Source organism: Agromyces sp. NPDC055661 (genome assembly GCF_053618135.1).
In genome coordinates, this window is the sequence record NZ_JBSHHC010000001.1 from 2,257,417 (window position 1) to 2,271,726 (window position 14,310).

Genomic DNA, 14,310 nt, shown 5'->3' on the forward strand with positions numbered 1-14,310 from the left:
CGCCCGCGCCGCTGCCGCTCATCCGTCCGACGTGTGCCCGTCGATGAGCTCCTGCGCGTAGTCGGGCACGATGTTCGACCAGTCCCGCGGCGGCCGCTCGTACCCGCCCGGCGCCGGACGCGGCGGGATCACGATCGGCTCGGGCTCGACGCGCTCGTAGGGGATCTGCGAGAGCAGGTGGGTCATCATGTTGATTCGCGAGCGCCGCTTGTCATCGCTGCGAACCTCGAACCAGGGGGCCTCGGCGATGTCGGTGTGCACGAACATGGTGTCCTTGGCGCGCGAGTAGTCCTCCCACTTCGTGATCGACATGACGTCGTTCGGGCTGAGCTTCCAGCGCCGCATCGGGTCCTCGAGGCGCGAACGGAACCGCTCCTCCTGCACGACGTCGGACACGCTGAACCAGTACTTCAGCAGGATGATGCCGTCCTCCACGAGCAGCCGCTCGAAGATCGGCGTCTGGTGCAGGAACCGGTGGTACTCCTCGTTCGTGCAGTAGCCCATGACCCGTTCGACGCCGGCCCGGTTGTACCAGGAGCGGTCCATGAGCACGATCTCGCCGCCCGCCGGCAGGTGCGGCACGTATCGCTGGAAGTACCAGCGCGTCTTGTCGCGCGCGCTGGGCGTCGGCAGCGCCACGATGCGCGTGACGCGCGGGTTCATGTACTCCGACACCCGCTTGATCGTGGAGCCCTTGCCGGCGGCATCCCGTCCCTCGAAGATCACCACGACGCGCGCACCCGTCTGCTGCACCCACGCCTGCATGTCCACCAGCTCCGCCTGCAGCGACATGAGCTCGCGCTCGTACAGCGCCTTCGGCATCCGTTTCGTCATCGGGCACCTCCTCGCGATCGAAGCCTACGACGTCGGCCCTTCCCTGCGGCAGGCTCGAACTGGTAGCCATGAGCATGGCCACCAACCTCACGAGCCCGCCCCCCGAGCCGAGCGCCCCGCTCGTCCGAGGCGAATCGGCGACGGATGCCGCGCGCCGCGTGCTCGACGCGATCACCTACATGACGCTGGCCACCGCCGACGCTGCCGGTCGCCCGTGGGCCACTCCCGTGTGGTTCGCCGAACGCGACTTGCGCGAGTTCATCTGGGTGTCGCGGTTCGAGACCCGCCATTCGCGCAACGTCACCGAGCGGCCCGAGGTCTCGATCGCGATCTTCGACTCGACGGTCTCGGTCGGCGGCGCGATCGCCGTCTACGTCGAGGCGACGGCCGAGGAGCTCTCGGAGGGTGACCTGTCGGGCCCACTCGAGGTGTTCAACGAACGCTCCGTGGCGCAGGGGCTGCGGGCGTGGAGGCCGTCGGACGTGAGCGGCTTCGCGCCGCATCGCCTCTACCGCGCGACCGCTTCGCACGCTTGGGTGCTCGACGAGGAGGAGCACCGGGTGCCGCTCCCGTAGGGCGCCCCGCGGCATCCGCTCGCTTCAGCCGTGACGGATGCCGCGGCATCCATCGGGCTCACCCGACCGGCTCGACCTCCGGGAACGTCCACGTGCCGTCGACGACTTCGGGCCTCGGACGGTAGAACCGCACGAGGTAGTTCCATCCCTCCATGAGCCCGAGCCGGTTCGGACGACCGTCGTCGGGTCCGCCGAAGCTGATCGTCGCGGTGCCGTCGTCGTTCCGCTCGGCGGTCACGCTGTTCACGCTCACGAGGCCGCCGTCGACCTGCTCGAAGTAGCCGGCGGCGTTGTAGAGCGACACCGACCAGAACGCGTCGGCCGGCACGTCGCCCACCCTGATCGCGTACTCGCCGACCGGAAGGCGCGGGTCGACGTTCGTGTAGAACGCCTCCGACTCGGGCAGGCCGCCCCACGCCGCCGCCGATGCGATGAGGTGACGCACCGGGTCGACCCGGTCGCGGGTGCCGAACGCGCCGGCATACCCGTCGAGCCCGCGCGAGAGCGCGAGCAACGCGTTGCGCGTCTCGTCGAACGAGGCCTGGTCGTACTCGGGCAGCACGAACGGCTCGGCGGATGCCGCGTCGACCGCGAACGCGTCCTGCAGCGCGTTCACCGCGGCGACGTCCTCGGCATCGTCGGGGTCGACGAGGATGCGCACCCCGATCAGCACGTACCGGGTCCCGAGGTCGTCGGCGTGCAGCCGGTGCTCGCCGGGCTCGTGCAGCACGAGCGGGATGTAGTGGTCGTTGTTCACGATCATCACCGAGAGGTAGCGGTCGCCCGCATCGGGGATCGTCAGGGTCGCGCCCTCCGACGCGTCGAGCAGGTACGCGCTGTAGAGCGTGTCACGGTTCTGCCGGATCACCGGCTGGTTGTCGAGCGGCGTCGGCGTGCGGTTGTGGAACCACGTCCCCGTCCCGCCCGCCTGCGCGGCGATCGCCGCGAACATCCGGCTCGTCTCCGCCCCCGCGAAGTCGTCGATGTTGACACGCTCGGCCATTCATTCCCCCTCGTTCGGCTGACGCTCAGGCCAGCCTATGGTCGCGGGCGGATGCCGCGGCATCCGTGACACGCCACGTCTTCGCGCGCCGTGCCGCGGCGCCGACCCGTTCAGTCCGGCTGCAGGTGACGGCGCCAGACGCCCGGCGCCACGCCGACCTCTCGCTTGAATGCGCGATTGAACGCAGACTCGGACTGGTAGCCCACCGCTGCCGCCGCCTGCGAGACGCTGCGCGAGCCGTCCTGGAGGAGGCGTGCGGCGAGCTGGAGGCGCCAGCGGGTGAGATACCCCATCGGCGGCACCTGGGCGAAGGAGGTGAACCGGTCCGCGAACGACGAACGTGACATCCCGACCTCGTGGGCCAGGAGGTCCATCGTCCATGGCTCGGCGTAGCGCCGGTGGATGAGCCGGAGCGCGGCACCGACCTGGGCGTCCCGGAGGCCCGCCACCCAGTTCCGGGTCTCGGGCGGGAGGCCGGCGATGTGCTCTCGGAGCGCCTCGACGAACACCAGCTCCGACGCCTTCGCCAGCATCGCCTCACGTCCCGCATCGTGGACGGCGCTCGCCTCGATCGCGGCGTCCAGGAGCGCCGACATCCAGCGCCAGGCCTCGGCGGACACCGGGCCGTGCACGACGTCGGGCAACGACTCGAGCAGTGGGTTGAACGGACGGGCGTCGCAGGCGAGGTAGCCGCACACGAACCGGCAGCGCTCGGCATCCGCTCCCTGGTTCATGTCGATGTTGATCGGGAGGGCGGACTCGAGCGGGTGGTAGAAGAGCGACAGGTCGGGCTTTCCGCGCATCCCGGGGCTCGATCCCATCGTGTTGGCGTCGCCGGCCGGGAAGATCACCATCTCCCCCGTGTGCAGCAGCACCGGGGGTCCCGGGCGGTCGACCGATTCGGCCCAGCAGCTGCCCTCGGTGACCACGTGGAATCCGATGACGTGGTCGGCCTCGGTGCCGAACCGCTCCGCGATCACGGCGGCGGGCGGACTCTCCGTCGTGAACGGCGACCGGGCGTCGACGTCGAAGAACACCGCACCGTTGAGGTGAACGGCGAGCAGCACATCGGACAGGACATCCATGGCCCACCTCCGGACGCCGGGGCATCGGTGGCGGATCCACGGCAACGGGCGTAGGCATGGTTCGGACGAACGGCCAAGACCTCTGGACGCACGGGCGTTCCGCGCCGTGGTGCCGGTGCCTAGCGTCGAGGTACATCCTCCCACCGGGGCGGATGAGCGACAACGAAGGAACGGAACCATGACCATCGAACTGACGACGGCAGACGCCGTCGGCGAGCTCGGCTCGCTGTTGCGGGGGCGGGTCATCGACCGGAGCGACCCCGAGTACGACGAGGCGCGATCGGTCTTCAACGGCATGATCGACAAGTTCCCCCTCGCCGTCGCCCGATGCGCGGACGTCGCCGACGTGGTGGCCGCGGTGAACTGGGCGCGCGAGCACGACGTGATCGTGGCGGTGCGGGGCGGCGGACACAGCGGCCCCGGCCTCGGCACCGTGGACGACGGACTGGTGATCGACCTGTCGGCCATGCGCGGCATCCGCGTCGACCCGGTCCGGCGGGCCGTCCGGGTCGAGGCCGGCTGCACCGCCGGCGACGTCGACCATGCCACGCACGCCTACGGACTGGCGGTGCCGTTCGGCATCGTCGCGAGCACCGGCGTGGCCGGCCTGGCCCTCGGCGGTGGGACGGGGTACCTCACGCGCCAGTACGGGCTCACCATCGACAACCTGCTCGAGGCCGACGTCGTGCTGGCCGACGGACGGATCGTCATCGCCGACGAGTCGACCAATGCCGACCTGTTCTGGGCGCTTCGCGGTGGCGGCGGCAACTTCGGCGTGGTGGTCAGCTTCCTCTTCCAGGCCCATCCGGTGGACCAGGTCTTCGCAGGACCGGTCTTCTTCGACCTCGCGGATGCGCGCACCGTGGCGCGTGCGTACCGGGACTTCCTCCCGGACTCACCGGTGGAGCTCGCCACGTTCTTCGGGCTGAAGACGGTGCCGGCGGGGGATCCGTTCCCGGCCGAGCACCGGGGCAAGCATGCGTGCGCCCTGATCACGTGCTTCAGCGGGACGGCCGAGGCGGGCGCCGCGGCGCTGGCCCCGCTGATGGACCTTCTGCCGGAGCCCCTGTTCGACTGGCGGGGGGAGATGCCATTCCCGGCATGGAACCAGGCGTTCGATCCGCTCTTCCCGAAGGGACTGCAGTGCTACTGGCGCGGCGACTTCGTCCGCGACCTGCCCGACGAGGCCATCGAGGCGCACATCGAGCAGGCGGGGCGCATTCCCCCGGGGGCCGTGTCCCTGATGCACCTCTACCCGATCGACGGTGCGGTGCACGGCGTGGGCCGCAACGACACGGCCTGGAACACCCGCGACACCACCTGGAACATGGTGATCCTGGGTGCGCATCCCGACCCGGATGCCGCGGCGGGCCTCGAGCACTGGGTCCGCGACTACTGGGACGCCGTGCACCCCTTCTCCGACCGCGGCGGCTACGTCAACTTCATGATGACGGATGAATCGCCCGACCGGCTCCGCGCGACCTACGGCGACAACCTCGAGCGGCTGGCCCGAGTCAAGGCCGCCTACGATCCCGACAACTTCTTCCGGGTGAACCAGAACATCGCACCGACGTCAACCGCGGCGTGAGGTCAGCTCGCGTCCCGCAGCCAACGCTCGACGACCTCGATGAAGGCGTCGGATGCCGCCTCGTGCACGTTGTGGCCGACCGGAATCGTTACGAGCGTGCACTCGGCGATGCGCTCGGATGCCTCGACGAGCAGTTCCTGCGGCACGTGGCTCGTCGGTCCGCCGCCGACGATGAGCGTCGGCGCGGTGATGTCCGCGAGCGCCGGCCACGACTTCCGGTTGGTGCTCGGGAGAGTTCCTCGCCGGAAGGTGCGGAACTTCGGAACTTCGGAACTTCGGAACTTCGGTACCTGGTTCTCGAATCCGCCCGGCAGTCCGAATCGCCGAACGGGATCGTTGACGCCCCGCCACCCGCACCACTAGTGTTCGAAAGCTGCGCATCCCGCGCAGCATCCCCGGAACTGGACGGAAGGACACGGCCGTGTATCTGCAGCGCACGTTCGATCAGCCTTCCATCGAGCGCGCCCGCACGGCGCAAGCTCGCAGGGCGATGAATCGCCCGAGCGAACTCGACCAGCTCCTCGACCAGGCACCCTGACGCCGCGGCATCCGACCGCGACCTTCGTCACCCCGGTGCCCGTTCGAGGCCCGGGGTGCTTTCCTGTCTGCGCGCGACGGGAGCCCTCGGGCTCGGGACATCCGCACAGCACACCAGACAGGAAAGGAACATGGAGACCATCTCGAAGCGGCTCGTCTCGTGGGCGAGCCTGATCGACGGCAAGACCGTCGACCAGGCCCGCACCTCGTCGACCATGCCGTTCATCTACCCGCACCTCGCGCTGATGCCCGACGCGCACCTGGGCCTCGGCGCCACGGTGGGGTCCGTCATACCGACGCTCGGCGCGATCATGCCGGCGGCCGTCGGCGTCGACATCGGCTGCGGCATGATCGCGGTCCGGACGCAGTTCGCGGCATCCGACCTGCCCGCCGACCGGCGACCGGTGCGGGAGCAGATCGAGCGGGCCGTCCCGCTCTCGGCTGGCAAGCAGAACCGCAAGATCGTCGCGACCGCCGAGCCGCGGATCGCGGAGCTCGAGGCGCTCGCCGAGGCGAAGGGCTTCGACCCGGCACGGTACGCGGGGAACTGGCGAGAGCAGCTCGGTTCGCTCGGCAGCGGCAACCACTTCATCGAGGTGTCCGTCGACGAGCTCGACCGCGTGTGGCTGTTCCTGCACTCGGGAAGCCGGGGCGTGGGCAACAAGATCGCGCAGCACCACATCGCCGTCGCGAAGCGGCTGGCGAAGCAGTGGTGGATCGACCTGCCCGACCCCGACCTCGCGTACCTCGTCGAGGGCACGCCCGAGTTCACGCGGTACATCGCCGAGCTCCGGTGGGCGCAGCACTTCGCGCTGCTCAACCGGGAGGAGATGATGGACCGCGTCGCGCGGCAGGTCGGCGAGTGGGTCGGCACGCCGGTGGAGGAGCAGGAGCGGATCAACTGCCACCACAACTTCACCGAGAGCGAGGAGCACTTCGGCAAGCGGGTATGGGTGTCGCGAAAGGGCGCGATCCAGGCCGACCTCGGTCGGCCCGGCCTCATCCCCGGCTCGATGGGCACCGCGTCGTACGTGGTCGAGGGGCTCGGCCACCCGATGTCGCTCAACTCGTCGCCGCACGGAGCCGGCCGGGAGTACTCGCGGACGAAGGCCCGGCAGCTGTTCACCCACGAGCAGCTGCGGGAGGCCATGGTCGGCATCGAGTTCCGGGACACCGACGCGTTCCTCGACGAGATCCCGCAGGCCTACAAGCCGATCGACCGGGTCATGTCCGACGCGTCCGAGCTGGTCAAGGTGCGGCACGTGCTGCGGCAGCTCGTGAACGTCAAGGGCGACTGAGGCGAGGCGCGAGCGCTGAGCGTGAGCGGATGCCTCGGGCTGCGGCCCGCACGCAGGGGGAAGCGTGCGGGTCGCGGCCGCCGTCGGCCGGTCGACAGCCGGCCGGCCGCACCGGCCCGAACGCGGGCCTTGCGGGGCATCCGAGCCGGGGAGAAAACTGAGCCGCACGGCCGGCTGCGGCCGTGCACCGGGGGATCGGAGCCGATCATGCCCAGCTCGACTCGACACTTCGCGGGCGGGATCGCCGCCGTCGCGGCATCCGTGCTCGTGCTCGCCGGATGCACCGCGGGCCCGACCGGCACCGACGCCACCGACGCCGGAAGCACCCAGACCGCACTGCCCACGCCCGACGACGGGGGCGCCACGACGACGGATGCCGCGGTGCAGGCGCTCCTCGACGAGGCAGCCGAGCAGCACTTCGACGACCACGCCCTCGGCTCACTGCTCGTCGAGATCCGGATCGACGGCGAGGTCGCGGCGCAGGCCGCGCTCGGCGACGCGATGAGCGGGGTGCCCGTGACGCTCGACGGGCGGTTCCGCAACGGCGCGGTCGCGATCACGTACATGAGCACCGTGATGCTGGCGCTCGCCGAGGAGGGCGTGATCGACCTCGACGAGCCGATCGACGAGTACCTGCCCGACCTGCCCGAGTCCGACCAGGTCACGCCGCGGATGCTCGCGGACATGACCGCCGGCTACCCCGACCACGTCGCCAACCCGGGCTTCGTCGACACGCTGGTGAAGGACCCGTTCCTCCCGTGGACCACGGAGGAGCTGCTCGAGCTCAGCATCGACCAGGGGCGCACGTTCGCGCCCGGCGAGAACTGGGACTACTCGCACAGCGGCTACGTCGTGCTCGGGCAGCTGCTCGAGGAGGCGACCGGGACGTCGCTCGAGGACCTCATCGCCGAGTACGTGCTCGACCCGCTCGACCTCGACGACATCGTGGCGGACCAGGGCCCGGCGATCCCCGCGCCCGCCGTGCACGCCTTCACCGCGGAGCGCGGCACGTGGGAGGACTCGACCTTCTGGAACCCCTCCTGGACGATCGCGGACGGCGCGGTCGAGACCACCACGATCAGCGACATGGCGTCGAGCTTCGACGCGATCGTCGGCCGCGGCGAGGTGCTCGACGAGGAGTCGTGGCAGGCGATGATCGATCCGGTGCTCATCGGGTTCGGCGAGCCGCTCGACGGATGCCGCGCCTGCCACACCCTGGACGAGAACTACTCGTACGGGCTCGGCGTCGTCCTCAGCGGCGACTGGGTGAAGCAGACGCCCTCGTTCGGCGGCTACGCGAGCGCGGTCGTGACGTTGCCCGCCTCGCGGGCTTCGGACGAGCGATCGGTCACGATCGCGGTCGCGGTGACCTACACGCACGACTCGCAGGAGGACTGGGCGGGCTCGCTGCCGAACCTCGCCGAGCCGCTCGCGCTGTCGCTCGCCGCGGAGCTCGTGCCGGACGATCCGCCGCCGACGGCGCCGGCGGGCGACTGAACTCGCGCCTCGCGATTGGCGCAGAAGGGCTTCAGCCGCGCGGCATCCGACGCGTACGCTCGACCCTGTGACGAATCCGAAGCCCAGCTCAGCTCCCGTCCCCGTCGACGACACCACCCGTGCCGCGATCCTCAACGCCGAGGTCGCCCGCTACGCGAACCAGGGCTGGACCGTGAGCTCGGTCTCCGCCGGCCAGGCCGTGCTCCAGCGCAAGAAGCGCATCGGCTGGTTCTGGAACCTCCTTCTCGTACTCATCACCGCGGGCCTCTGGCTCATCGTGATCATCATCCGCGTCGTCAACCGCAAGATCGAGACCAAGATCGTGCGGGTCGACGCATATGGGCGCGTGTCGGTGAGCTGACGGTTGACGAACCGAGCGGATGCCGCGGGCCGCTCCCCTCCAGGCTGGCCCGGCGGAGCCCTGGTTGAGCAGCTGCAATTCCTGAGGAATCCTCGCATATAACCCGCGAGAGCGGTACGTTCGACGCGATGGCGCGTCGTTCACTCGCCGAGGTGTTCGACCCGAAGGCGAACTCACTCAACTTCATCCGGCTCGTGCTCGCGGCCGGCGTGATCTTCTGGCACGCCTTCCCCCTGTCGGGTGCGGAGGTGGAGTTCGCGCCCGCCCGGCAGCTCATGGGCCAGATCTGGGTCGACGGCTTCTTCGCGGTCTCAGGGTTCCTGATCGTGGGCGCGTGGATGCGCGATCCGGATTGGGGTCGGTTCCTCGCCGCGCGGGTGCTGCGGATCTTCCCCGGCTACTGGACGTGCCTCATCATCACCGCGTTCGTGCTGGCGCCGCTCTCTGCACTGATCGCCGGCGGGCTGTGGCCGTGGCAGTCCATCGGCCCCTCGAACGGGTCCTACGTGGTCTCCAACGCGGTCCTCTCGATCAACCAGACCGGTATCGACGGAACCCTGACCGACGTGCCGTATCCCGACGCGTGGAACGGCTCCCTCTGGACGCTCCGCTGGGAGTTCCTCTGCTATCTCGGCGTGCTCGTCCTCGGTCTCACGCGTCTCCTCACCAGGCGGCTGGTCGTCCCCGCCCTGTTCCTGCTCGCCGTCGTCGGATCGATCGCAGCCCGATTCGTCGACGTCTCGTTCGTGCAGCTCGACGTCGTCGCCCGGTTCGCACTCATGTTCCTGGCCGGGGCCGTCGTGTACCTGTACCAGTCGCGGATCCCAGTGAACTGGCCGGTCATGGCCGGCTGCGCGGTCGCCGTGGTCGCGACGATGTTCCTCCCCGACTACCGGGTGCTCGGCGCGCTGCCACTCGCCGTCCTGCTCCTCGGCGTCGGAGCGCTCGTGAAGTCGCCCAGGCTCCGATTCGCCAACGACATCTCCTACGGCGTGTACGTGTACGCATTCCCCGTGCAGCAGATCCTCGCGACCCTCGGCGTCTACCGGTGGGGCATCCTCCCGTTCGCGCTCGTGGGATTGGCGTGCACGATCCCCCTCGCGGCGGCTAGCTGGTTCATCATCGAGAAGCAGGCCATGAGGCTGAGGCCACGCAAGTACGCCCCGAAGACCGTGCAGGAACTCGTCGTCGACGAGAACCGATACATCAAGTGACGGATGCCGCGGCATCCGGGACGGCACGAAGCGGTGTCGAGCCCCACGCGCACTGGCTCGAGCGCACCGACGCACTCCGATCCGTCGAGGTGAGGCGGCGGACTCGCTGAAGCTCATGCCGCGACGTCGGTCGGGGCCAGCGAGAACCGCGCTCGTCCCCCGAGCCGCGGTGTCTGCGTGACGTCGACGTGCGGTGGCGGGATGAACCAGACCTCGCTGCGGCTGGCGCGGATGCCCCACCCTTCCCGGTGGATCTGGTGGTGGCAGAAGCTGCAGAGCATGACGCCGTTGCTCAGGTCGGTCGGCCCAGCATCGCGATCCCACCATCTGATGTGGTGAGCGTCGACGTACGCGATGTTCTGGCCGCACGAGGCGCAGCCGCCATCGCGCTCGGCGAGGGCGAGGCGCTGCGCGCGGCTGAAGAGTCGGGCGGACCGACCGAGGTCGAGCGGAACGCTCTCGCCCCCGAGGACGGCGGGGATGAGCTGAGCATCCGCCGACATGCGCCGGGCGGTTGCTGCGGAGACGGGCTGGTCGAGGCCGTCGATGCAGGCGTGGCCGAGGCCTTCTCGAAGGGTGTCGAGATCGAGCCGGATCACGACGGTCGTCTTCGCGAGCGGTGCGAGTGTCTGCTCGCAACCGAGGGCATGACGGGCGAGCGCGGCGAGCGCGTCGGCCTGGATCTGCGGGATCGACCGCTGGTCGGCGACCACGACGCCCGAATCCTGCTCGGCGGGTTCGCGGCGTCGGAGCACATCGCTCACCAGCGCCTCGATCGCGGCCTTGACCGGGGCCGCATTCTCGGGATCGAGGCGCGCATGCAGGTGCACCATGCCCGCACTGTCTTGCCGCATGGTGAGCGACCGTTCGCTGCGGAGTTCCTCCTCACGTGGCTCGACCCCATCACGGTCGAGCCTCGCCTCGGCCTCGCGAATCGCGCGCATGAGCAGCTCGAGCGGAACCCTGCCGGCGAGGTCCACCAGCACCGCTTCGATGGAGTCGGCCAGCACCGGATCGGCGCGCATGCGCACGCGATCGAGCATGGCGGTGATCGCGGATGCCGCATCGACACCGATAGTGCCCGAATCGAGCGCCGCGGCGACGTGAGGATGCCTCGAGGGGAGCCGCTCACCGCTGATGCTCTGACGCTCGGCCGTCGCGGTGCCCACGGCGATCAGGCGCGCGGCATCCGCTCTCGACGCACCGGTCGACGCGGCGATGAGCCGCACCGGGCTGTGGAACCCCTGCGCCCTCGCAAGGTCCGACTCGCCCGAGTCGCGGCTCGACCGCTTCGACACCTCTGCGGCCACGCGCGCCAGGAGCCCCTCTGCGTCGCGTCGCAGGCGCGCGAGCGAGTCGGTCACGCGGACCAGCCCCTCGTCGCTCATCTGCTCGACCTCGGCCTGCACCGATCCCTCGATCGCGCCGAGACCCGGCATCGCGCCGACCCACGCCGCACGCAGCTCCTCGACGTCGCGCGTGAGGTGCTGCAGCGGCTGCTTCATGACTCCATCATGCCCGGACCCACCGACATTGCATGTGAGCTGAAAATTGCGCCTGATCAGGCAAAACGCATGTGTGTAACTCAGGCCCAACGGGCCCTGTGGAGGACGAGTGACCTGCGGCTTCTGCGGCAGAGACCCTGAGTCAGACGCGGGCTTCAGCCCAGGCCGAGCAGCGCTGGGAACGCCGCCGACCACAGCACAACGAACGTGACCGGGATCGCCGCGACCAGCACGACTCCCCACAGCTGGCGCCGCCGCCGCGCCCGGTCGACGGCGGAGCGCAGGCGATCGAACGCGGCGTGATCGACGGCGTCGGCCTCCGGCATCCGTTGCCACGCCGTTGGCTGGGCAGCCACCGTTGCGACGTGCTGCACCTCCTCGGCCGTCAGGGTCACCGGATGTCGCTGCAGCCAGCGCACGAGCTCGTGGTCGTGCAGCACGACGACGTCGGAAGGGCGTTCGCGCACCGTCATCCGTCGGGCCCCGACGATCGCGACGACGGGCGTCACATCGACGAGGGAGCGCATCGCGGCCGACAGCAGCTTCGACGCCCGCCTCGCCTCGAACCCTGCGTTGCGCAGATGGTCTGTGCGCTGCCCGTTCACGAGGATGCGCTTGGCACCGACCCAGACGTTCTGGCCGCGATGGTGCTTCGTGTTGATCGTGAACACCCCCGCTGGTCCGATCACGACGTGGTCGAGGTCGCTCGCGCCGGCGCCGATCGGCACCGAGTGCAGCACGTACCAACCCGGTCCGAGCGTGTTGAGCCGCCGGGCCACCTCGAGCTCACCGAGCGCTCCGACGTACCAGGGCTCGGCTTCCCGGCCGAGCGGCGGGACACCGAACAAGCGCTGAGCTGCGTTGTTCGGCGGCACGCTCGCCTGCACGCGCAGGCACTCGCCGATGACGGATGTCGCGGGGCGGCGCAACCCGAGCGATTGGACGGCGGGCTCGTTCGTCATGGGCGCGCGGGTCTCGGTTCGGTCGGCGGTAGGGTCGCTCGATCCTCCCAATGGGATGACCCGATAGGGAGTCCCCCATCATGGGGTTCCCAGTCCGCGGTGCAAACGGCTACCGATGCACCTGTCAGGTGGCCGCACCGGCCGCGGCCGTATGGAATGCTTCCACGACCTCCTGCGGCAGGCGACCGCGAACACCCACCGAGTATCCGTTCTCAAGCGCCCACTTGCGGATCAACGCCGGTGACGGACCCGTGTAGACAGTCGACGCGACCGAGGCATCCTGATCAGGAAGTGCGCGCGCTCGCTCAGGAGCGCCGAGTGACGCCGACCGTGCCGCATTCGTCGACGTGGCCTCTGCGGGCTGCAAGTGCACGAGCAGCGTTTCAAACATTGCGGGGTCGACGAGTCGAATGTTCAGCTCCTGTGCCCTCCGGAACTTCGTTCCAGCGAAGGATCCGTCGGAGACGAGCATCGCCGTCATCCGTGAGACGTTGCCCATGACGCGCACCCCGAGCTCCGAGGCGCGCCGCTCCAACCGCTCCCGCACTGCTTCGTCGCAACCGGTGAAGGCGACCTTGTCTCCTACGCGGAGCGGTTCGCCATGCGTCCAGTCCTCCGGAAGTGCGCGCAAGGCTGCGCCGAGGCGCGCTGATCGCGATGCGTCCGCTTGCCTGATGATGTCGATCACTGCGGCCGAGTCGACATCTAGCATCTCCGCGACCGCGTTCAGCTGCGATCGCTCGTCGCTCGACACATGGCCGTCGTCGAGCGCTCGATGAGCGAGCGCAAGCACGAAGGCTCGATTCGCAGCTCGGATGTCGGCAGCGTTCAGTTCGTAGATCGCGGCGTAGTCATTCAGGACGACCGCTTCGGCGTGCGAGATCTCGCCATCTTCGAGCGCCTCGAGGAGCGTCTCGAGGTAGGTCATCGTGCCCTCAGGCGCGCCCTCGTCGAGGACATCGAGCAGGCTGAGCCCCGACAGCTGCTGCAGGAGTGGCGGCTGCGTCGGACGAGGCGGGCTGACACGGATCGGGCGGCGGCTGACCGGTGTGGCGGCCACTGAGCCCTTCAGTGGCTCGCGCACCGGCGCCGAGGGCCATGAGAGCGCCCGAGCTCGCTGTGGGAGGTCGAGCAGGTCGCGATGAATTTCTCGTCCCGAGTCCCCACCGAGGTAGTACCGCAGAAGGCCGGCGGTGGCTCTCGCGTCGCCGAGCGCCGAGTGCGCATTGGTCAACCTAACGCCCGTCGCCCAACAGCAATCGGCCAGGCGGCGACGGTCCATGTCGGGCAAGTAGTGATAGCTGCCATTGAGGGTGCAATACGACACCATCCACGGCAGCTCCCAGCCGGCGAGCGTGAACTCCGATCGAAGGAACGCGAGATCGAACCGGGCATTGTGGGCCGCGACTGGGAGGCCCTTCAACCGACGGGCGATGTCTCCTGCGACATCGCGAAACAACGGCGCGTCTGCGACATCTGCATCGGTGATTCCATGAATGTGCGTTGCCCCGACTGGTCCCTCAGGATTGAAGCGGCTGGTCCATTCATCGACGATCACGCCGTGCGCGTCCACACGGACGACGGCCAACTCGAGGATGCGGCCGGCCTTCGGGGAGAGCCCGGTCGTCTCGACGTCGATGATCGCGTAAGTGGGCACGACCCTTTCGAGGAGGCTGCCAGCGGTCTGGCGCGACGGAGAGGGCTTACGGCGGTCGGTTCGGCCGAAAAGCCGGTCGAGAAAGCTCATGCTGTTCTTTCGTAGGGGAGGGTCCAGCGGGGTCTCGCTCATCTTCCAGTTCTGACGCCCATCTCATGACCTCGACACGCTGGCCCCTTCCGCCGATTCTTCGT

Annotated in this window: 13 protein-coding genes; 6 read left to right on the top strand and 7 right to left on the bottom strand. The window is 69.3% G+C overall.

The features are described from left to right. Positions 1 to 18: 18 nt before the first annotated feature. A complete protein-coding gene (gene ppk2, locus ACWGO8_RS10425) occupies positions 19 to 822 on the bottom strand; it encodes a polyphosphate kinase 2 (protein WP_452043548.1) in 804 nt (267 codons plus the stop codon). Between the two features lie 86 nt (positions 823 to 908). On the opposite strand from ppk2, the gene ACWGO8_RS10430 reads away from it, so the two are divergent. Next, entirely contained in the window at positions 909 to 1,409 is a 501-nt protein-coding gene (locus ACWGO8_RS10430) for a pyridoxamine 5'-phosphate oxidase family protein (RefSeq protein WP_452042992.1), read from the top strand. Positions 1,410 to 1,467: 58 nt separating this feature from the next. On the opposite strand, the gene ACWGO8_RS10435 is transcribed toward ACWGO8_RS10430, so the two are convergent. Together ACWGO8_RS10435 and ACWGO8_RS10440 are read right to left on the bottom strand one after the other, a co-directional pair. Then, complete coding sequence (locus ACWGO8_RS10435; protein ID WP_452042993.1) at positions 1,468 to 2,412, bottom strand: DUF1254 domain-containing protein; 945 nt, start codon at positions 2,410 to 2,412, stop codon at positions 1,468 to 1,470. A gap of 110 nt (positions 2,413 to 2,522) precedes the next feature. Then, positions 2,523 to 3,497 (bottom strand): AraC family transcriptional regulator, encoded by a 975-nt coding sequence (locus tag ACWGO8_RS10440; RefSeq protein WP_452042994.1) that lies wholly within the window; start codon positions 3,495 to 3,497, stop codon positions 2,523 to 2,525. A 178-nt stretch (positions 3,498 to 3,675) separates the two neighbouring features. Between ACWGO8_RS10440 and ACWGO8_RS10445 the strand changes: the two genes are divergently transcribed. Then, the gene (locus ACWGO8_RS10445; protein WP_452042995.1) at positions 3,676 to 5,085 is read left to right on the top strand and encodes an FAD-binding oxidoreductase; all 1,410 of its coding nucleotides are present in this window, start codon (positions 3,676 to 3,678) and stop codon (positions 5,083 to 5,085) included. A gap of 2 nt (positions 5,086 to 5,087) precedes the next feature. On the opposite strand, the gene ACWGO8_RS10450 is transcribed toward ACWGO8_RS10445, so the two are convergent. Further along, positions 5,088 to 5,231 carry a hypothetical protein gene (locus tag ACWGO8_RS10450; protein WP_452042996.1) on the bottom strand — a complete coding sequence of 48 codons (144 nt, stop codon included), beginning with the start codon at positions 5,229 to 5,231 and terminating at the stop codon, positions 5,088 to 5,090. Positions 5,232 to 5,753: 522 nt separating this feature from the next. Between ACWGO8_RS10450 and ACWGO8_RS10455 the strand changes: the two genes are divergently transcribed. From ACWGO8_RS10455 to ACWGO8_RS10470, 4 genes are all read left to right on the top strand, one after another. Further along, a complete protein-coding gene (locus tag ACWGO8_RS10455) occupies positions 5,754 to 6,920 on the top strand; it encodes an RtcB family protein (protein ID WP_452042997.1) in 1,167 nt (388 codons plus the stop codon). Positions 6,921 to 7,127: 207 nt separating this feature from the next. Then, positions 7,128 to 8,417: a serine hydrolase domain-containing protein gene (locus tag ACWGO8_RS10460; protein WP_452042998.1), complete on the top strand. Its 1,290-nt coding sequence runs from the start codon at positions 7,128 to 7,130 to the stop codon at positions 8,415 to 8,417. 67 nt (positions 8,418 to 8,484) lie between these two features. Next, the gene (locus ACWGO8_RS10465) at positions 8,485 to 8,778 is read left to right on the top strand and encodes a hypothetical protein (protein ID WP_376953497.1); all 294 of its coding nucleotides are present in this window, start codon (positions 8,485 to 8,487) and stop codon (positions 8,776 to 8,778) included. A 128-nt stretch (positions 8,779 to 8,906) separates the two neighbouring features. Further along, positions 8,907 to 9,992 (top strand): acyltransferase family protein, encoded by a 1,086-nt coding sequence (locus tag ACWGO8_RS10470; RefSeq protein ID WP_452042999.1) that lies wholly within the window; start codon positions 8,907 to 8,909, stop codon positions 9,990 to 9,992. A 113-nt stretch (positions 9,993 to 10,105) separates the two neighbouring features. Here ACWGO8_RS10470 and ACWGO8_RS10475 read toward each other — a convergent pair whose 3' ends face one another. The 3 genes from ACWGO8_RS10475 to ACWGO8_RS10485 form a co-directional block, all read right to left on the bottom strand. Continuing rightward, positions 10,106 to 11,497 carry a DUF222 domain-containing protein gene (locus tag ACWGO8_RS10475; RefSeq protein WP_452043000.1) on the bottom strand — a complete coding sequence of 464 codons (1,392 nt, stop codon included), beginning with the start codon at positions 11,495 to 11,497 and terminating at the stop codon, positions 10,106 to 10,108. A gap of 155 nt (positions 11,498 to 11,652) precedes the next feature. Beyond that, positions 11,653 to 12,459: a nuclease-related domain-containing protein gene (locus ACWGO8_RS10480; protein WP_452043001.1), complete on the bottom strand. Its 807-nt coding sequence runs from the start codon at positions 12,457 to 12,459 to the stop codon at positions 11,653 to 11,655. Positions 12,460 to 12,583: 124 nt separating this feature from the next. Continuing rightward, positions 12,584 to 14,248, bottom strand: a complete 1,665-nt coding sequence (locus tag ACWGO8_RS10485; protein WP_452043002.1) for an exonuclease domain-containing protein — start codon at positions 14,246 to 14,248, stop codon at positions 12,584 to 12,586. Positions 14,249 to 14,310: the final 62 nt, after the last annotated feature.